Annotated in this window: 15 protein-coding genes; 1 reads left to right on the top strand and 14 read right to left on the bottom strand. The window is 33.7% G+C overall.

Features of this window, described 5'->3' with window-relative positions; all coding sequences use genetic code 11:
* The first annotated feature begins 146 nt into the window (after nt 1–146).
* Nucleotides 147–509 carry a response regulator gene (locus Q0L29_RS02200; protein WP_296618686.1) on the top strand — a complete coding sequence of 121 codons (363 nt, stop codon included), beginning with the start codon at nt 147–149 and terminating at the stop codon, nt 507–509.
* A 166-nt stretch (nt 510–675) separates the two neighbouring features.
* Here Q0L29_RS02200 and Q0L29_RS02195 read toward each other — a convergent pair whose 3' ends face one another.
* The 14 genes from Q0L29_RS02195 to Q0L29_RS02130 form a co-directional block, all read right to left on the bottom strand.
* Nucleotides 676–1,734, bottom strand: coding sequence for a putative zinc-binding metallopeptidase (locus Q0L29_RS02195; protein WP_296618685.1), 1,059 nt, complete (start codon nt 1,732–1,734; stop codon nt 676–678).
* Nucleotides 1,735–2,049: 315 nt separating this feature from the next.
* Nucleotides 2,050–2,898: a transglutaminase family protein gene (locus Q0L29_RS02190; protein WP_296618683.1), complete on the bottom strand. Its 849-nt coding sequence runs from the start codon at nt 2,896–2,898 to the stop codon at nt 2,050–2,052.
* 40 nt (nt 2,899–2,938) lie between these two features.
* Complete coding sequence (locus Q0L29_RS02185) at nt 2,939–3,928, bottom strand: alpha-E domain-containing protein (RefSeq protein WP_296618682.1); 990 nt, start codon at nt 3,926–3,928, stop codon at nt 2,939–2,941.
* A 78-nt stretch (nt 3,929–4,006) separates the two neighbouring features.
* Nucleotides 4,007–5,440 carry a circularly permuted type 2 ATP-grasp protein gene (locus Q0L29_RS02180; RefSeq protein WP_296618680.1) on the bottom strand — a complete coding sequence of 478 codons (1,434 nt, stop codon included), beginning with the start codon at nt 5,438–5,440 and terminating at the stop codon, nt 4,007–4,009.
* Between the two features lie 170 nt (nt 5,441–5,610).
* Nucleotides 5,611–6,858 (bottom strand): NAD(P)/FAD-dependent oxidoreductase, encoded by a 1,248-nt coding sequence (locus tag Q0L29_RS02175; protein ID WP_296618679.1) that lies wholly within the window; start codon nt 6,856–6,858, stop codon nt 5,611–5,613.
* Between the two features lie 28 nt (nt 6,859–6,886).
* Complete coding sequence (locus Q0L29_RS02170) at nt 6,887–7,783, bottom strand: histidine kinase dimerization/phospho-acceptor domain-containing protein (protein ID WP_296618677.1); 897 nt, start codon at nt 7,781–7,783, stop codon at nt 6,887–6,889.
* 78 nt (nt 7,784–7,861) lie between these two features.
* Nucleotides 7,862–8,113: a hypothetical protein gene (locus Q0L29_RS02165; RefSeq protein WP_296618676.1), complete on the bottom strand. Its 252-nt coding sequence runs from the start codon at nt 8,111–8,113 to the stop codon at nt 7,862–7,864.
* Between the two features lie 178 nt (nt 8,114–8,291).
* On the bottom strand, nt 8,292–10,367 hold the full coding sequence (locus Q0L29_RS02160) for a HAMP domain-containing sensor histidine kinase (protein ID WP_296618674.1): 2,076 nt from the start codon (nt 10,365–10,367) through the stop codon (nt 8,292–8,294).
* Nucleotides 10,360–12,018: a tetratricopeptide repeat protein gene (locus Q0L29_RS02155; protein ID WP_296618673.1), complete on the bottom strand. Its 1,659-nt coding sequence runs from the start codon at nt 12,016–12,018 to the stop codon at nt 10,360–10,362. The genes Q0L29_RS02160 and Q0L29_RS02155 overlap by 8 nt, the downstream gene beginning before the upstream one ends.
* Complete coding sequence (locus tag Q0L29_RS02150; protein WP_296618671.1) at nt 12,015–12,944, bottom strand: type IX secretion system membrane protein PorP/SprF; 930 nt, start codon at nt 12,942–12,944, stop codon at nt 12,015–12,017. Before Q0L29_RS02150 ends, Q0L29_RS02155 begins: the two co-directional genes overlap by 4 nt.
* Nucleotides 12,945–13,013: 69 nt before the next feature.
* Complete coding sequence (locus Q0L29_RS02145) at nt 13,014–16,775, bottom strand: HYR domain-containing protein (protein WP_296618670.1); 3,762 nt, start codon at nt 16,773–16,775, stop codon at nt 13,014–13,016.
* 421 nt (nt 16,776–17,196) lie between these two features.
* Entirely contained in the window at nt 17,197–17,940 is a 744-nt protein-coding gene (locus Q0L29_RS02140) for an outer membrane beta-barrel protein (protein ID WP_296618668.1), read from the bottom strand.
* Between the two features lie 302 nt (nt 17,941–18,242).
* Nucleotides 18,243–18,413, bottom strand: a complete 171-nt coding sequence (locus Q0L29_RS02135) for a hypothetical protein (protein WP_296618666.1) — start codon at nt 18,411–18,413, stop codon at nt 18,243–18,245.
* A gap of 215 nt (nt 18,414–18,628) precedes the next feature.
* Nucleotides 18,629–19,924 carry an ATP-binding protein gene (locus Q0L29_RS02130; RefSeq protein WP_296618665.1) on the bottom strand — a complete coding sequence of 432 codons (1,296 nt, stop codon included), beginning with the start codon at nt 19,922–19,924 and terminating at the stop codon, nt 18,629–18,631.
* Nucleotides 19,925–20,127: the final 203 nt, after the last annotated feature.

Here is a 20,127-nt window from a genome sequence, read left to right as displayed (position 1 = left end):
AAAGCCAGTTAAGCGCATAATTAAATCAAGCTGATATCTGGAACACTCCTAATAGAGTCACTTTAAAGTATATTTAAACCTAGCATAATTACTATTTTTTTGTACTTTTGAAAAGACTAAAGATTTATTATTAATAAAAATAATATATGAACAAGGTAAAATACTTAATTATAGATGATGATATAGTATTCAGTAAGTGGCTAAAGACTAGTGTAGAGGATCGATTTTCCAGTTTTGACCATATAAGCTCTAGAAATAATACGTTGGGTGGCTTACTGGATATCCATAGAAATCACCCTGATTTAGTCTTTCTGGATCAATATATTGATGGTTTAAGCGGTTTCGATGTTCTCGATTTGATGAAGCAACAACCTAAAATTATTATGATCTCCTCTGAAGATATTGATCAAAAGAAATTAGAGGAATATCCTAATGTTATTGGTTTCATAGAGAAGCCGATTAATCTTGATAAGTTGGATTCTTTATTACAGAAAAGTGGTTTGATTTAGCCATTCTAATGAGGTTCGATTTCCTAACCGCAAATACCAATTATAATAATTTCCAGCATTTTCTCATAAGCCGTACAATAGGTGAATAGTAGCTTCAGTTATGATCTGAGGCATTGATTAAGTTAATATAATTAAAAATTGAATCTTTTGAACTGATAATAAAGTTCTAATTCTTATCTCTTCTCTTTATTGAGAGTAAAAGATGATGAATAAACTTCATCTTATTAGCTACAGCACTCGAAATCACAAAAGGATAAACATCAGGCACCCCCATTGCACGATTGATGCTGTTCACTGCAAAAGAAAGCGGAACACATGTTTGAATCACAGAATCAAAGTTCAAGACTTGGTAAGGATCAAATGAGACATCCAAATTCATACTTTTTGTCGTGCCTTTTGGATTGGCTTTTATCCCAAAGTAATAAGCGGTCTCTACCATATCCATGATATGCAAGTAATGTGCCCAGGTTTCAGCCCAGTCCTCCCAGGGATGGGAACTCGCATATTTACTTATAAATGTTTGTTGCCACTCTTCAGGAGCTCCCTTCTCATAATATTGCTTTAGGCTCTCGCTATAATCATGGCGTTCGTCACCAAAAGTTAATCTGAATTCTGCCAATATTTTTTCATCATTGCTAATTAAGCGATCCCAGAAGTAATGGCCTACTTCATGCCGCATATGACCAATTAAGGTTCTATACGGCTCCAATAATTGTATTCTGGTTTGTTCACGAAATACAGAGTCGGCCTCCCTTAGTAAAATGGTGATGATCCCATTAGCATGCCCCGTCATCAACTGGCCTGGCTCTTGACTTACCACAAAATCAAAAGCCAAACCCTGCTCATCCTGATGTTTACTGACTATTGGTAAATGCAATTTATGAAGTTGATAAATCAGCCGGTGCTTGCCCACTTCCAGAGTTCTCCAATTTTCAAAATTCTTTTTCTGTGAAAGGTTGGGAATGGTTCTATTAAGCTGACATGCTGAGCAAAAGTCGGCAGAGTCTTCCACAGGGATCAACCAATTGCAGACGTCATATTCCTTATTTTTACAATATTTATAGACATTATGATTTCGGTCTGAAATTAAAGCCGCATTCTCTGGGTCAAAAGTGAGGATTTTGTGACCAATATCATCGTATCCACACAAATGTCCACAATTTTCACAATGATTATTTTCAAAAAATAAAGCATAATGGCAATGACCGCATTCGAATATTTTCATTTCTAGCTACTCTCCTAATTATAAAGAAATTTTGATACTGTAAAGCTATGAAAAAAAGGCTTCACTATTTTATCCACATAAACTTAGCCAAAACAGCCAGTTAAATAAAACTACCCCCCCTGATTTATCTTAGATAAATCTTTTCCTCTCTTCGGAGAATAGAGGGGAGAAATCCCGTGCTAATTAACATTTCTCTATAATTCATTAGGAGCTTAATACTTTTAATAGAGCTATTGGTAAATGCTCAAAATATTCCCCTTCTCTTCGTGAAGAAAAGGGGGCACACCGAAGATGGGTCAGGATGATTTAGAAAAATCAGCTAAAAACTCTAATCATCAAATCTGTTTGCATGGTCATCTTCGCTGCTCCCCTAATGCTTCCTGTGACGGGCATGGTTTTTTCAGGATAGGCACTTACAGCAAATGGCAGGTGGGTATTGCCAGTTAAAATACCATGACTGGGGTCCAATCCTACCCAGCCAGCTCCAGGCAAAAATACTTCTACCCAAGCATGTAATTCATAGTTAGGTTCTTCCTCCATGTCGAAATAATAGTAACCGCTTACAAAACGGGAAGCAATACCCAAATGTCTTAATAACATAATCTGCATCCAGGCTAAATCCCTACAGGAGCCTTTTTGATTCACAAAAGTTTCATCTGGCTGCCAGGGTTCTCCTTCTTCTCTGTAAATCAAGCTAAAATCCTGATGTAATTGATCGGTCAATTGCGTTAAGAAAGGAATTGTTTCTTGTCCAGCCGATTTTTGAATTTTTATACCATATTGATATAATTTTTCAGATATAGCGTGTTTGGCTAATGTAGCATGAAGCAACTTTCTTTCTTGTGGGCTATAACCAAAAGGAAGTTGATTATACCGAAAAGGTGAAACAATAAAGTCGAAAGGATTATAATCTCTGGTCTCAATTATAGTTTCCAATTTAATGGTGAGATTTTGAGTTTTCCCTCCAAACCAACAAAAATTAAGGATATTATTTTCCTCATCCCTAATTACTTTATTGCCCTCGGGTAATGGATTAATATTTAGCGCAATACTTTGAATTTGACTGTAGACTGTACTTCTTGGCTGGAATCTTAAATAATGAGGCTCTAAGAATACTTCCGAATCAAAAGAGTAGTGCGTATCATGGTTTATTTTAATTTGCATTTGAATATTTTTGGCATTCGTTTCACTTCCTAATGAGCTACTATTGATAGTTTTTCGTGATCAATGGAGTAGGTGAGGTATAGGATTCTGCTACTGAAAAGTATGTTTTAAAAAGACTTTCTGAAACATCGTTTAATTTAGACTGAATAGCATCTAAAAATTCGTGTATTCCTAATTCAAATACCTCATTGATATCTGAATACTCTAATTGCGCTCTTAATAAACCTAAGTGTTTTTCTACTTTTGACCGGTAAGGCTTTTCCTGGTCTGCAATGGCCATTAAAGATCGATCAACGCCAATCAAACAGTTTAGGATTGACCTTGGGAAGTGTTTATCAAATATTAGAAATTCACAGATTCCGAGTGCAGTTAATTTACCATATTTTTTTCGATACATATCGTATGCACTCACCGACTTCAACAAGGCAGACCACTGTATAAGATCAAATGGAGAGCCAATTTTGGCCGATTCCGGCAAAAGCATATGATATTTTACATCTAGCACCCGAGAGGTTTTATCTGCACGTTCCATAAGCTGTCCGATTTTACCAAAATGCCAGCCTTCTGATTTAGATATAGTAGAATCAAAAATTCCATAAAGCATTTGGCAGCCCTTTTTTATTTCTATAAAATAATTTCTAGGGTCATTTCTTTCCCACCTTTTCTTTTCAGTGCCTTCCTTCACAAAATAATAAAGATAGTTGATTTGCTCCCAAACCTCTTTCGTTATTTCAGGTCTAATTGCTCGTGCGTTTTCACGTGCATTGATAATACAATTATGGATAGAATTACCGTTCTTGGCATCAAATCCTAAGAAATGGATCACTTTACCTTTATCCACTGTTTTGTGCAAGCGCTCATAGATGGGCCAATCTCCAGTGGTGACCACCAACGGTTTCCACTGAGCCGCTTCATCAGGCTGTAAATCTAGCGATAAATTAAAATTTACGTCCATAAAACGAGCGTAGTTTTCCGCTCTTTCTATGTAACGATTCATCCAGTAAATATGGTCGGCAACTCTGCTTAACATAACATTATTTTTAAGTTTAATAAACACCTATAAACAACTGATGTTTAATTATTTATAAATGATCCATTGATAATTTATTTAATCTAAAACCCAAGTATCCTTGCTTCCTCCGCCCTGTGAAGAATTCACGACAATAGATCCTTTTTTTAGGGCTACTCTTGTCAATGCACCTGGTGTAATCTTTATATCATCGCCATACAAAATATAGGGACGTAAATCCACATGCCTACCCTGAATTTCATCTTCAGTTAAAGTGGGAACACGCGATAAATTAATCATTGGTTGGGCAATGTAATTCCTTGGGTTTGCTTTAATTTTAACTTTAAACTCTTCATGCTCGGCTTTAGTAGCTTTAGGGCCAATAAGCATTCCGTAACCCCCTGAGGCATCCGTTTGCTTTACAACTAGCTGATCTATGTTTTCCAGCACGTATTTCCTATCGTCTTCTTCAGCGCATATATAGGTTTTCACATTATCCAGTATCGCTTCTTCCCCTAAGTAATACTTGATGATTCTAGGGATATAAGCATATACCGCTTTATCATCAGCCACACCTGTTCCAGGCGCATTTACCAAAACCACATTTCCTTTTTTGTAAGCTTTAAACAAGCCGGGTGTTCCCAGTAAAGATTTTTTATTAAAAACCAGCGGGTCTATAAATTCATCATCTACCCTACGGTAAATAACATGCACTCTTTTAAGACCTTTAGTCGTAATCATATACACGAAATCATCTTTCACTACCAGGTCTCTTCCTTCTACCAACTCCGCTCCTATTTGCTGCGCCAAATAGGCGTGCTCAAAATAAGCCGAGTTATAGGCTCCTGGAGTCATTACTGCTATTGTAGCCTCTGATTGAGGCGATAATGACTCTAACATATCCCGCAAATTATGGGCATAATTATTAACAGGTCGCACTTTCAATTTCTCAAATACCTCAGGAAAAGTACGTTTTAGGATTTCTCTATTTTCTAGCATATAGGAAACACCTGAGGGGCAACGTAGATTGTCTTCTAATACGTAAAATTGATTATCATCTCCCTTTATTAAATCGGAACCGGTAATATGACACCAAATATTTTTAGGAGGCTTTAAACCAATACATTCCTTTAAATAAGTAGCACTTGATAAAACCAGTTCTTTGGGAATGATTTTATCTTTTAGCACCTTCTGTTCACCGTAAATATCGGCTATAAATAAATTTAGAGCGATTATTCTTTGTTTTAGTCCTTTTTCCAGAAGATCCCATTCATCTCCCGCAATAATTCTTGGAATAATATCTAGGTGCAGAATTCGCTCCAAGCCTTGATTGTCACTGTACACATTAAATGTCATCCCAAGTGACAGCTGTGCCCTGTCAGTAGAATGTTGCAGAAAGTTCAATTTCTTCCAGCCCATTTTTTCGATTCGCTCACGAAACAAAGTGTATGATGTTCTGATCTGTCCTTTCTCATCCACCATTTCATCTAAGAAATTGGCGGTATCATAATTACTTAAATTTAATTTGGGCATTTTAGTTGTGATAAATTGAAAATAGATGACTTTCAATATACACAAAAGAAATAAAAGATTGAGTTTTACGGACTTAATTCCATTGAACCTGAAAGAATATTTTTTTAAAAAATTAGGTTTAGTGATTTCCAGTTCGGATACTTTTGGAAAAAATTTAGATGAGTAAACTATCAGCCCCCAAAAAAAAGCTTTACATAAAAGCCTGGTTTCACGAGTTCCTTTTTTAAATCAACGTTATCAAGCATGGAAGTTAAAAGCGTTCGAATTGATGAGTTTTTATTGGCTTTATTGACTACAAAATTGAAGAGTTTAGGATACTGGAGTAGCTTTTGAAGCTTACGGCTGATACTTAATTCATTCCACATTTTATGGTAAATCATCTTATCATATTGCCTAAGGAAATCTGCAGTAAAATCCTGATTTTCAATTGATTTAATGATATATTCTGAAGCTATTCTTCCGCTTCTCAGGGCGTTACCAATCCCTTCTCCTGTAAAAGGATCTATCAGGCTGGCAGCATCACCTAACAATAAAAAACGATTCCCTGATATTGGTCTCTTTTTAGAGCCTATAGGCAAGCCAAATCCTTGAGGTTTTTCTAGGGCACTTGCATTTTTAAAGCGCTCTTTTAAGTTTGCTTTGGATTGAATTAAATCATTCAAAGCTTTTTTCAAGTCTATTTTTCTTCTGCTTACTTCACTGGAGAGCATTCCTAATCCCACATTGGCTTGTCCATTAGGCAAAGGAAAAATCCAAAAATAGCCCGGCAAAAGTTCTTTATAAAAATGAAGTTCTATTTGATGATCAGCATTAAAGCCGGTTACGCCTTCGTAATATTGCCTGATTCCTGCACAATAATGATCTTTTTCCACCTTTATGCTTCCTAATTTCTTATTGACTATGGAATTGGCGCCATCAGCACCTATGACCATTTGAGCAGTTAATTGTCTTTGGTCTGTTTCCAACTCAATTCTATCTGAATCACTTTTAATGTCTATGACCTTTTCGCCCTGAAAAACTTCAATATTGGACTGATCTTGAATTTGTTGTAACAGAAAATAATCAAAATCAATTCTTTTGCTGATATAGCCAGCTGCATTTCCATGATTGGGGTTTTTATAATTAATATCCAAAAAGGAATGATTGGGTGCAACAAAACGAACACCATGTGAATCTATTTTCTGAACAAAGCTTTCAAAATTTTCACCTAAAGATTGATCCATACGATTAAGCTGATTAACCACATCCGCACTTAAGGCATCACCGCAAATTTTATCTCTTGGAAATGTAGCTTGATCAATAATGGCGATCTTTAAATCTTGATTTCTTAGCTGATGGGCACAAGCAAATCCAGCAGGCCCTGCTCCTACTATTATGAGATCGAACTCATTTATGTTTTTATTAAATGTATTTCTCAATTAAAATATTAAAGTATAAAAATGAAAATCAATTTATATCTTTTTGTTCTACTTCTAATATCCTATTCATCTTTTTTACGATTACATCTAATTCTTTTGAACTTACAAGTATCAAATCCAACATATTCTTCTTATTTTCTTCAGAAGTTTCCTTTTTTATCAATTGAAGAAGCCCTAAAATTCTTGCCAATGGTGCTCTCACCTCATGGGAATTCATATGGACATATTTCGTAATTCTTTTAAGTTGTTCTTGAACTATTTGCGTTCTTTCTTCTACTATATTTTCTAAATTTGAATTGAGTTCAATTAACTCATTATTTGTTTTTGATAATTCTTCAGTCCTCTGATTTACAATTCTCTCCAAATTCTTATTATTATTTTCTAATTTTCTTCTATAATCCATCTGAACCAAATAAATGGAACTTACAAATGCGGTAGCCATCATTTCAAGCGTTCCAGATATAAAAATAGATTTATAAGAAGGTAAAAAAGCCAAATCCTGATTATAACCAAATAACCAATAGCTTAGGATAAGCATCGGATATAATAAAATACAATAATAAATTAGCGAATTAACAAACCATATTATACCTAAATTTACAGCAGTCAAATCAAATTTTTTAATCCATTGATAGCTATACCATAAGATGAATAATGGTATAGCATGCATCAGAAATATAGGGAATAATCTAAGCTCAAATGGTAAGCCAATTAATGTAAGCACGCAAAGTAAAATGATATAAAGCGGATTTCTTAAATGAAAAATTGCTATTAATAAAGCCACTTCCCTCAAATCGCTATAACTTCCTTCAAAGCCTGGAGTGTCAATTGTAATCAATCCCAAAACCGAAGATAGAAGTCCGAAAATAAGAGAAATAAAAAAGTCTCTGTACTTATTAAAAAATATTAAGCTAATCTCCGTCATTTAACCATATTAGAAAATTTATATATTTCTTAATATAAGTAAATTATTATAAAAATAGAAAACAGAGTTAAAATAGATTTAACCAACTCTACTTTCTGAATATAAATCATATGCCGCTACTAATGATTCTCGGCCTGTGGAGCTTTCATAATGCTCGTATTTGTATATGCTATCCCTTTCTTCCACATAAACGGCCTGATAATCATCATCATAATTATCCCAGATGATAAGCATGTATTTATAGCCTATTTTACTGGCTCTTCCGGTTTCTAGCCAATCTTCAAAAACAGATTCTTCTAAGGCTTTGGGAAATGCTGCTCCGTTAAACATAGTCGTTTTTAAAAGTTCTTAAACTTAAAATTAATGGGTTGTGGTGAGTTTTAACTATAGATTGATATTTTATTCTGAAATATTTTTAAACTTATCTCCAATATTCATAAAATGATTCTACACAAGTTAATGTCTAAAAAAAGCATAAAATATCCTTAATTAAATTAGAAAAATCAGTTTACGCATTCAAACTTCCTAAAAACTCTAAAGTATTACTTCCTTTTCCATCCGTTGGGAGTTGTACTATAAACCTAGTGATTCCTTTTTCATCCGTAACCACTTTCATTCTTCCATTGAGCAATTCGGTAGATTTTTGAACTATATACAAGCCTAAACCATTACCATCTGATTGTTCAGTGCCCACATAAAACATTTCAAATATTTTATGCTTTAAATTATCCTCAACACCAATTCCATTATCTGAAACTGAAATTTTTAATTTTTCATCCTGTGATCTAATGTTTAAAACTACTTCTCCTGCTTTTTCATTATCAATCCAGCTAAAAAAGAATGCATTTTCTAAAAGATGGTAAATCACTACTTCTACCAATTTGGGGATACTAATAACTGAATTTTCTACCTCTATATTTACTTTTAGATTAATCCCACGCTCTTCAATTATGTTCTTGAAAGATGAAATCACTTCTTTACAAATAGCTTTTATGTCAATTTCTTCAAACTCACCAGGTTGATGGATTTCACTGACCGTACTTAACTTTTTAAGTAGCTTGTCCATTCTCTTGTTTGTTTTTAACAAAAGCCCGGTTAATTGCTTATTGTTAATTTCCCGGTTGATTAGGTCGCTAATACCTGCGATAGAGCTGAGAGGTGCACGCAAATCATGAGAAGCTTTATACAAAACTGTATCTAATTCTTTGAAAGTTTTATTTAATAGAAAGGTTCGTTCTAATACAATATTCTCCAGATTTTCATTCGTTAGTTTAACCACCTTATTGGCTTCAATAAGCTCTGCTTTTTGTCTTTTTAACCTTGAACGGAAATAGAATAAAAGAATAATTAGAAATGCAAAAACTAAAACTACAGCTAAAATTATAAATAATCTTTGCTGATAAATTTTTCTTTCTTTTAATCGCTCTCTTTCACTTGCAGACAATCGATTTTCTAACTCTTGTAAATCGAAAAATCGTCTTTTTAACTCATTGATAATATTTAAGTAAATATTCAAATTCTCATTAAATACACTCTTATTATTTTCTAAGATATTTTCTAACTGCTCAATTTCATCTAAAAGATTCGTTTTTGATTCTTCTGACATATTTTCAAAGCCCACATTAAGCTTTTCGCGAACCATTTGAATTTTACCCTCTAATAACCGACTTTGTGCTATGCTTTTGTTATCCTTTCTAGCTTGCTGCAATAGATTGTCAATATCTTCTTCAACCATTGTACTATCAGAAATCCTGTTAAGCGGATCATTAGATTCAGCTAAATTACTGCTATTAAAATCACTCAATAATTCCTCAAATTTCTGGTCTAATCTGGATTGAGTATCCTCATCAATCTGATCTTTAGGTATTTTATTTAACAATCCATAAAATCCTCTCATTGAAGAGATTGTATCTAGTTGCTGAAGTAATAAACCAGTCTGATTATTTTGCTCAGTAATATTGGATTGCTTTTCAATAATCTGTGGTTCGGACTCAATTACTTTCGGTTGAATTTTCTTCACAGTAATGATAGCGATACCTAAATTTTCAAAATTCTGTATATTATATCCAGGGATTTTGAACTGGTCAACGCTTTCAATTTCTTCATTTAAGGCCAAGGGGATTGTTAAAAATCCATCAGTATCTGTGCGCTTGTCTATTTCTTTATTACCTATAAATTGTACTTGGACACCTGCTAGCGCTATTCCATTTTGGTTTATCAGCTTAATTTTCTTATCGATATAGCTTTTCTTCCGAATAATAACCTCTAAAATTCCCTTACTTAAATTCCACGAGGCTACTTCTAATGTTTCATCCTTTAATTTTATAGATTGTATAGGAATATCAGAAGCTTTAAGACTCACAAAAACCACCCCTTTTTCATTCAATTCTATAAACTCTCCTTTATTGATGGACAAGCTAAGATTAGGATAAGGGCTAAGATTTTCTGAAAAGGCTTTAACTTGTACAACCTGATTGTTTTGTGCTTTACTCTTTTGAGAAAAGAAAAAGCTTATTATTACAATTAAAGTTAGTACAATAAAACGGGGAGATTTTTTAGAGATACCAAAATATAAATTACTCATTTTCTTCCCTCAAACTGTTTTTAAAGTCATCATTCACCACCACTATTTCGTAACTTAAATCCTGTTTTGCAAACTTTGGCACTTCAAAACTTACAAATCCATCCAAATCTTCATCCCTAATTCTGATTTTATATTTACTATAATAGGGAACCTTCAAATTAAAATTTCCTTTTGCATCAGATCGGGTTTTAGCTACCACCTTATTTCCAGTGCGGTCAACCAATTCCATTTCAACATTGGAAAGCACTTTCAATTCAGTTGAATCCATCCAATTATGCTCTATAAATTTTATTGTTCCTTCTACTGAAAGCGGATAAATCTGCAGGTCCAGTGCAAATTCATAGATATCGAAATCAAAGCCTTGATTTTTCCTATTGGAACTTAAAAAGCCTTGCTGCCCTAGGCTGTCAATACTAAATGATAACTCATCAAATTTAGAGTTTACCGGATAACCTAAATTCTCCAATTCTTGATAGTTTCCATCCATCAATTTTACCTTATATAAATCAAATCCACCTAAACCAGGATGTCCATTGGAAGAAAAATATAAATTTGATTGATGAAAAAATGGAAATCGCTCATCTCTCTCAGTGTTTATATTGTCACCTAAGTTCTCTGGTTCGCTCCAACCCTCTTCTGTTTTTATGGATACATACAAATCCTTTTCACCCAATCCATTAATGAAATTAGCGCTAAATATCAGTCTATTACCATCATTACTTATGGCAGGTTCAGAGATATTAAATTCGGGATTATTATGTTCATAATCACCGACTTTAACCCATTTCCCTCTTTTCTTTTTAGCAAAATACAGCTGCAAAGGATGGTTTCCTTTTTCATTTTTTTGCTTTGCGGAAGAAGCGTAGACCATTTGATTTCCATCATCAAAAATATTGATAGCAGATAAATGGAATTGGGCTTTTAAATTCTGATCTGCTGGTTTAAGGTTTTCATAATTTAAAGCAACTATAGAAAATGGATCTTCATAAGTTTCGACTTTCCTCAAATTATAAAAGGGCGCATTTTCTTTAATATCTAGTTTCCTAATCATCTCTACTTGAGGTTGATTTGAAACTAAATAAACCTCTTTTTCAGATACTTTAACCATCTGCAATTCACTATAATTGCTATTTAGTTTGGCATAATGGGCCATATTTCTAATTGAATCTTCATATAAGTAGGTCAAATTACTGAGTCTCCATATTCTACCGGCATATAATTCATTATTAGGCTTTTTGTCCAGACAAATTTGATAATAATGCAATGCTCGTTTCCTATCTCCTGTAGAGCTTAATGCTTCAGCAAAATAAAAATAATCCTCTGTGGGAAATTCCAAATTGGTTTTTTCATATTGTCCGTAATGCTGAACGGCTTTTTCATATTGAAATGTGAAAAAATAACTTCTTGCCAAACGGAGATCAATATTATCGGGAGTATTTTCATTTTGAGCTATACTTTCATAAATACTCAAAGCTTTTCTGTAATTTTCCGCAATAAAGGCCTTATCAGCATCAGCTAACGATTGATTAAATGCAGAAAAAACAGATTCTTGAGCTTTTAGGTTGGCGCTAGAAAAAAGCACAACAAGTGTAAATAAAACCGCAATTTTATTGAACATAATGAATATAGATGGTAGATGAATCAATTTCATTGAGGTGAATTGACATTATCATATTTGAATTTAAATATATAGCGAAGCATAATCTCGTTTGAAGCCTGTGCAAATCTACTCACATTTCCAATAGGAAAATCATAAGCATAGGCTACCTGAAATTGAGGTGTAAGGTTAAATCTGATTAAAAAATCAACGGATTCTTGTTTTCTATAAGAAACACCCGCTGTAAGTACACTTTTAAAGGTGGTTAAAAAATTGAGATCATAACTTAATGGAGAGCCTTGATAATATTTCAATAAAAAGCCTGGGCTAAGAATGAAATTATTGCCTACTGGAATATGATATTGAGTAAATAATAAATGATTTAGATTAATAGGATCTAAACTTATAGTGTCATTTACATTGATAGTTCTATTGATAATAGATGGAATGGAGTATCCTGCCTCTAATTTGTTACTCCGGTAATAAAATCCGAAGCCTGCATTGAAATCGGTTCCTGAAAAAAGCGCATCATTTATGGAAGGATCTGGATTACCATTTTGCAAGGATTGATAATCAGAGCGTACATTTAACATTCCGGCCTTAAGACCAAAAGAAAGATATCTTTGTTTACCTAATGGCAAATGATAAGCTAAGTTGGTTGCTAGCTGTACATTCTGATGCACTCCTATGCTTTCTCTATGAACAAAAACACCAGTACCTAATCTTGGATTTTTGAATGGCGAATGAACTGAGAAGGTCTGAGATTGCGGTGCACCTTCCAGTCCGCTCCATTGATCTCTGTGTAGAAATGAAATACTCAAGGCTTCATCTGCTCCCGCATAGGCAGGATTAATAAGAGATCCATCATACATATACTGTGTATATTGTATGCCTTGCTGAGCATGTACAAAAGTGCTAAAGCTACTGATCAGGAGCAGTAGAAGAAAAAAGAATTTTATATAGTGTATCAATTTGTTCACAGGTCTTAATTTATTGATAATTAAGATGATATAATGATTTTATCAAGTAATTTTTAAGCATTTTAAATTTTATCTAAGTACTTCCAGAAAGCCTTTTCGTTCTATACCATCTTCTTCATTTCTTATCGAAATAAAGTAATAATAAGTACCTCTCGAGACTAGCTCACCACTTTTATTTTCACCATTCCAAACCACATCGTTATTATTATAACCGGCTGCAGAATAAATTTCTGTCCCCCATCTGTCTATTATGATTACTTGATTATTTGGAAATTGCTCTATGCCTTCTATCAGCCAGGAATCGTTATTATTATCTCCATTTGGGGTAAGTAACTTGCTGATTTTTACGTCCAGTTCAAGCGGCTCAACCTCTACTTCGAAAGTGCAGCTTAAACTCTGATTATTTTCTTTAATAAAAGTATAAGTGACTAAAGTAATCCCCACCTCAAAAGTGCTTCCCGGTTCATGACTTGCATCAACTGTTATTCCTGAGCATTCTGCTGTAGCAGTCGGAGCTTCCCAACTTACACTTGCAGTACCGGCATTATTTTCAGCTTTAACGATAATATCCTCTGGACAATTACTAATAAGAATATCAGAATCATCCAGAACATTTATTTCAAAACTGCAAATACTTATATTGCCGGCAGCATCTATAAATTCATATTCTACTAAGGTTGTTCCTATTGGGAAAGTACTTCCTGATTCGAAATTTGAATTCATGCTTAAGGATAAGCAATTATCAGTTGCAGAAGGCGGCTCCCATTCCACCAAAGCTTCGCAATTATCTGCTGCATAAACACTTATATCTTGCGGACAATTTATAACTTCAGGTGCTGTTTGATCCACTACTTCCACTTCGAACGTACATACAGATGAAAAACTATTTTCATCTGTAGCAATATATTCAATCATTGTAACGCCAATTGGTAACTCATCTCCTATTTGGAAATTGCTACTGATACTAAGATTGCTACAATCTTCAAAAACTGGCTCTTCCCATTGAGCAATTCCTATACATTCAGCATTTGCATTAAGCACAACATTTTCGGGACAAAATAATACTGAAGGCTCACTGTTATCTCTTACTATAACATCAAAAATACAAGTATTGCTATTTCCAGCATCATCGGTAGCGGTATAAGTAACGGTAGTGGTTCCAAAAGGAAAAACATCACCAGAAGCAAAGTCACTATGTAAATTTACATTAGTATCACAATTATCTGTTACCTCAGGTGTTGTCCATTCTGCTGTTGCTTCACAATCCGTATTGGCATATACAATAATATCAGCCACGCAAGTGGTAAATTGAGGTGCTCGATCATCCTCTACTATTACGTTAAAGCTACAAGTTATTGCATTTCCTGCATCATCAGTAGCAGTATAAGTCACTAGAGTAGTTCCCAAAGGATATTGTTGTCTTGGATTATGAGTAGATGAAATGGTCAAGTTGGTATCGCAATTATCGGAAAACTCAGGAAGAGTCCAATCTACAAGAGACGTACAATTGCCTCGCGCTGAAACCCTTATATCTGCTGGACAACTCACTACTACAGGAGCTGTATTGTCTTCAACCGTAACGGTAAAAGTAGAAATAGTCAAATTTCCAGCATCATCTGTGGCTGTAATTTCTACTGTTGATTCGCCCAATAAAAAGACATCTCCGGAAGTGAAATTACTTGATAAACTGACCGAATTACTGCAGTTATCTTCAGCCAAAACATTATTCCAGCTTACTGTCGCCTGGCAATCATCATTTGCAGTAACTACCAAATCATTAAGCTGCGTGGTAATGACTGGAGCTGTATTGTCTTCCACAATTACTTCAAAGCTACAAGTATTACTATTCCCTGCTTCATCAGTAGCGGTATAAGTGACAGTTGTACTTCCCAATGGAAATACGTCTCCGGAACTGAAATCACTACTTAATGTAATGACGTCACTACAATTATCAGTTACTTCAGGTGCAATCCATTCTGCTGCAGCCTGACACTGAGTATCTGCCGTTACCACTACATTTGCTACACAACTTGTAAATTGCGGTACCACATTATCTTCAACAATTACATTAAAACTACAAGTACTTTGGTTTCCAGTCGAATCCGTTGCAGTATAAGTTACTATAGTAGTTCCCAAGAGAAATACATCTCCCGAATTATGAGTAGAGCTTATTACAGGATTTGCATCGCAATTATCGGAAAAAGTTGGAACTGTCCAATTAGCTATAGCATCACAATTATCAGTAGTTGAGACACTTATATCAGTTGGACAACTTACTATTGCAGGAGCAGTATTATCTTCAACAGTGACTGTAAAAGAAGATAAAGTCTGGTTTCCCGAATCGTCAGTTGCTGTAATATCTACTGTAGTTTCCCCCAAAGGAAAGACATCACCAGAATTGAAATTAGAAACAATGCCTACTGCATTGCTACAGTTATCTACTGCGGTAATTGCATCCCAAGTAACAATGGCTTCACAAGCATTATCATTTGCAGAAACTACTAAATTCGCGGGTTGAGTTGTGATGATAGGAGCTGTATTATCTTCAACTGTTACAATAAAGCTACAGATAGTTTCATTTCCCGCTTGATCTGTAGCCGTGTAACTGACTTCAGTATCACCAAAAAGAAAGGTGTCGCCCGGATTATGTGAAGGAACGATTTGTGGGTTTTCGGCACAGTTATCAGTAAAAGTGGGCAAATCCCAATTTACTATAGCTTCACAATTGTTATCTGCAAAAGCCGTAATGTTGCTAGGACAGCTTGTATTGACAGGTGCTGTATTATCCTCAACAATGACATTAAAACTCTCTATAGTTTCGTTACCATCTATATCAACCGCGCTGTAAGTGACAAGATGTTGACCTAAAATAAATAGATCTCCCGAAATAGCATCGCTGCTAACTATAATGTCAATATCAGCACTGCAATTATCTTCTACCTGAATTGCATCCCAAGTAACAATGGCCCCACAAATTTCATCAGCCGAAGCCCTTATTTCAGTAGGAATATTGAGGAATACAGGGCCTGTGTTATCCACCACTGTAACATCAAATGAGCAGGTAGATTCATTCCCACCTTCATCTGTAGCGGTATACGTAACGGTTGTGGTTCCAATAGGGAAAGTACTACCATTGGCGAAATTAGACGTTAAGGTAGGTTCAAAACCACAGTTATCACTTGCAATTGGTTCAGTCCAATTGGCCACGGCCGCACAATTATTAATATTAGCATCTAAAACAAGATTTGTAGGGCATGAATCGAAAACAGGTGGATAAATATCATTTAGTGTGACTGTGAAACTACAAGTACCATAAATTACACCATTTTTAGATGAGGTATAAAAAACTGTTGTGGTTCCTATTGGAAATAAATCCCCTGGTTGATAATTACTAGCCATTACCAGATCACATGGAACTGTGGGTTCGAACCAAATTTCTCTTCTATCACAATTTTCCTGTAATTCCACTGTTCTATTTGATGGACAACTACTTATCGCATAACTAGCCTCCGGCACCACATCAATAATAAAAGAACAAATATCAGTCGTGTCATTATTAATATCTATTTCAAAATAAGAAACAGTTGTTTTCCCTATTGGAAATGTATCTCCTGAATTATGCGTTGATTCTACTGTTGCTAAAGGATCTGAAGAAAGAGGCGCTATCCAAGTAGCTGAGGCGCTGCATCCAGAACTAATTTGAATTGTTTGATTGCCTGGACAAGTTAAGAATACTAATTCCTCGATATTATTTTTAGGAATATTTTTATTTTTAGAATCCTTTCCGCCTTCTAGAACTTCCTTACCCCCATCTGCTTTAGCGCTCAACAAACTAAGAGAAATGAAGTAAAATATTAGAATAGTTATTTTCTTATACACCCCGGGACAAATTACAGCTTAATAATGTTAAAATTATTATAAATAAGTAATTTATGGAAAAGGAAATGAATAAAAAAGCTAATTCTATTTTAATTATAGATGAATAATGAAAGTAAAATCACTTAAAATGATAATTTGCTTTTGCCAAGTCAGTTTATTGAAGTGAATTATTTATATTTTAGGAAAGCTTCAATTTAATTTAACGGATTATTTCCAGTTTGAAGTTTTGTTTATTTGTCTCTCGAATACCAATATCATAGTTTATGTTTATTATTTGATAAACAAACAATTTAAGCGATTAAACAGATCAAACCATCTAATCGCTTTAGAATTATGCAAAAATAGGTATAGAATTAACTAATAGTCTAAATCCTTAATCTTTTCCATTAAATGGAAAACGAAGCCCAATATTTACACTCAAATAACTGCCTTGATGTAGAACACTAGCTTCTCTCTGCGGTTCATTTTGAAATTGATATTGAATATCAGTTTGTCTTAAATCAGTAAATCCTCTATTGTAAGTGAAAGTAGAGTATATATTAAATTTAGGACTAATTTGAAAGTCAAAACCTGTTTCAGCAGCCGCTGTTATGAAATATTTATCTATAGATGTGTATTGAGTTGTATAAGAATAATTTTCATTACCTCCTACAATTCTACCACCTCCCCCTCCACCTTCGGATGTAAATGTTGTGCCTACACGTGTGGGTTCAGTAACACTCAAATGCATTCCTAAGCTAGCGGTAGCAAATAACCAATCACCAACAAGAGGAATTATTGCTCTGGTCCGTACTGGGATATGGTAGTACGAACCGGCACTTTCAGTTTGCATCCGCCCTGCCTCTTTTTGTAGGGAAAATCCGCTTTTCACAGGTCGGGTTGCAATACCGACTTCCACACTAAAGGTTGAATTTAATTCATAACCAGCTAAAATAGTGGTACCTGGAATATCTAAGGTTCTGATATTGGGTGGCCCTATTGCATCACCTTCATCACTGACCTGATATAAATCATAGATAAAATTACCTTCAGTAGAAAGGTAAAATTTGGATTGAGCATTTGTTTTAAGCGCATAAAAGCTAATCAAAAGGCTTAAAATAAAGATTGACTTTTTCATATTTTAGAGTTTTTATTCATATTAACTATATAGTTAAGAAAATAGTATATTCTAAATGAACAAAGTTCAAAAAAAATAAAGGATTCTTTCAATCTGAGGGCTTGTTTACCAATACAGGCAATTGTTCGTAAAAACTTTTGAAATTCTTAAAATTCAAATGTTAACTTAATACACCGCCTGACCGATAATCTAAGATATAATTATAAAGCGATTAAGCAGATTAAAGTGCATTAAAGACACGTCAGGACATTTGCTATCATAAAAAAGTGATTTGCTTCTTTAAATACTAGGATTCAATAATTCTAGCTAAATATTTTTTTAATTACCCATATAATAATTGCAATTATGACCACTACGATGAGAATTCCTACCCATATACCTGCTTCAAAAACACCTGTAAGTAATTCACAGCTACTTAAAGTGAAGGATAATAGAATAAAAAGGACGATTTGATAAGGCTGTATTTTTTTCATTTTTAAAAAGTTTGGTTCTACAAAATTGAGACTTAATCAATATTGAAAGGTTCGTATATAAATCAACCCTTGTCAATCAGTTTATTGATTTTGAGCGAGTTATAATAATGTACTAATACGAGTTAGTTTTACTTAAGTTTGTTGAAACAGAAATTAGGTTAATTACATGGGACTCAATAATATCTCATCAAGATATGAGTATAAACCTATACTATCTAAATAGCGATGGGAATAGAAGCTTTAAATTCAGTTTCTTTTTCAACTTCTGAATAATTTAAGTTAATGTCTCCATTTAACTTTTTAGTGATAATCTTGCAAATATATAAGCCTAGTCCAGGGCCTTTTGGTAACTCAGACCCAACATAAAATAAGTTAAATATATTTTCTTGTTGCTCTTTTTTAATTCCGATACCATTATCTTTAACACTGATAACTAACTGTTTATCAATTATTTCAATCTTTACTTTAACCCATTTATTCAATTTCAATGGATCATAAAACCGAACTGCGTTTCCTATTAAATTTTTAAATATTAAATGCAATAAGCTAGGATCAATTTGAATGGGTTCCTTAATTTCATTATTCAATTCTATGGATACATTATTAAGGTTTTCCTCGGTTTTGAGTCTATCAAAGACCGTTTCCAATATCATATCGACACTTATTTTTTGAGGAATAATAGGTCTGGCACTTATTTCATATACATTACTTAATCTCTTAAGCATGCTATCCATATGATTGGCGGAATGATTTAAGTGATTTAAATGGTCTGAGATGTCATTATCCTGTTCATATTCCATTTGTATAAGCTGACTCAAACCTTTAAATCGGGCGATTGGGCCTCTTAAATCATGAGCAGACTTATAGATAAATTCATCTAATTCTTTATTCTTGTCTAATAAAAGATTATTGGAAACAGATAACTCTTTAGTCCTTTCCTGAACTTTGTGGTCAAGGTTTCTGGCAATACCCAATAACTTAGTATTCTGACCTTGAATGATTCTTTTAGCTTGTTCCAGTTTGCTTCTTTCGTGGTCTAATAATTCATTCTGTGATTGAATTTCTTCAAAAGCTTCTTTAAGGTCTTTATTTTTAATTAGGAGATCCTGCTGAGCAGTTTCAATTTCCTCTTTTTGTTCTTGAATGAGAGAAAGTGCATCTTTATAAGCTTCATTTTGAGCTTTTAACTGACTGTGTTGTTCTTCGAGTGTTTTAGTCCTATCCTTTACTAAACTTTCCAAATAATCATTATGCCTTTTAATTCGGTTAGAACTTAAATTGATGAAATTAAAGGCAATACCAAAAATTCCAAAACTTAATATTATAAGGGAAATCGTTTTAATAGTGCTCGTAAGGTATAAAGCTTCTGTCTCAAATAAATAGCTAATAATCATAGTCTTGGAACTAACTATGGAAGATTGAATAGCGGATGCCTCAATAGGTTGTATAACTATTAAAAGCAATAAGCTTGTAATTGTAAGAAAAATGGAATAGTTGAAATAGTTTTTCACAAACACTTATCTAAATATAATTCTATTAAAGATAAAAAGTTTAATAGATTTTAAAATAAACTAAACACTTTAATTATCAGCGTTTTACACTTATTTAATTCAAGTGTCAATTTAATAAAATATTATACTTAAAAACAAGAAATGATTATATAAAATTAAAAATATATTTGATTATAATATTAAATATAAAGATTAGTAACCGT

The organism is Marivirga sp., assembly GCF_024636815.1.
Classification (GTDB): domain Bacteria; phylum Bacteroidota; class Bacteroidia; order Cytophagales; family Cyclobacteriaceae; genus Marivirga.
Note: the sequence above shows the minus strand (reverse complement) of the source record. Positions and strands in the feature narration are given on the sequence as shown.

What these genes read in the sequence shown, in the direction of transcription:
- Q0L29_RS02200 (WP_296618686.1), top strand. Translation starts at nt 147, where the DNA reads ATGAACAAGGTAAAATACTTAATTATAGATGATGATATAGTATTCAGT.
- Q0L29_RS02195 (WP_296618685.1), bottom strand. Translation starts at nt 1,734, where the DNA reads ATGAAAATATTCGAATGCGGTCATTGCCATTATGCTTTATTTTTTGAA.
- Q0L29_RS02190 (WP_296618683.1), bottom strand. Translation starts at nt 2,898, where the DNA reads ATGCAAATTAAAATAAACCATGATACGCACTACTCTTTTGATTCGGAA.
- Q0L29_RS02185 (WP_296618682.1), bottom strand. Translation starts at nt 3,928, where the DNA reads ATGTTAAGCAGAGTTGCCGACCATATTTACTGGATGAATCGTTACATA.
- Q0L29_RS02180 (WP_296618680.1), bottom strand. Translation starts at nt 5,440, where the DNA reads ATGCCCAAATTAAATTTAAGTAATTATGATACCGCCAATTTCTTAGAT.
- Q0L29_RS02170 (WP_296618677.1), bottom strand. Translation starts at nt 7,783, where the DNA reads ATGACGGAGATTAGCTTAATATTTTTTAATAAGTACAGAGACTTTTTT.
- Q0L29_RS02165 (WP_296618676.1), bottom strand. Translation starts at nt 8,113, where the DNA reads ATGTTTAACGGAGCAGCATTTCCCAAAGCCTTAGAAGAATCTGTTTTT.
- Q0L29_RS02160 (WP_296618674.1), bottom strand. Translation starts at nt 10,367, where the DNA reads ATGAGTAATTTATATTTTGGTATCTCTAAAAAATCTCCCCGTTTTATT.
- Q0L29_RS02155 (WP_296618673.1), bottom strand. Translation starts at nt 12,018, where the DNA reads ATGAAATTGATTCATCTACCATCTATATTCATTATGTTCAATAAAATT.
- Q0L29_RS02140 (WP_296618668.1), bottom strand. Translation starts at nt 17,940, where the DNA reads ATGAAAAAGTCAATCTTTATTTTAAGCCTTTTGATTAGCTTTTATGCG.
- Q0L29_RS02135 (WP_296618666.1), bottom strand. Translation starts at nt 18,413, where the DNA reads ATGAAAAAAATACAGCCTTATCAAATCGTCCTTTTTATTCTATTATCC.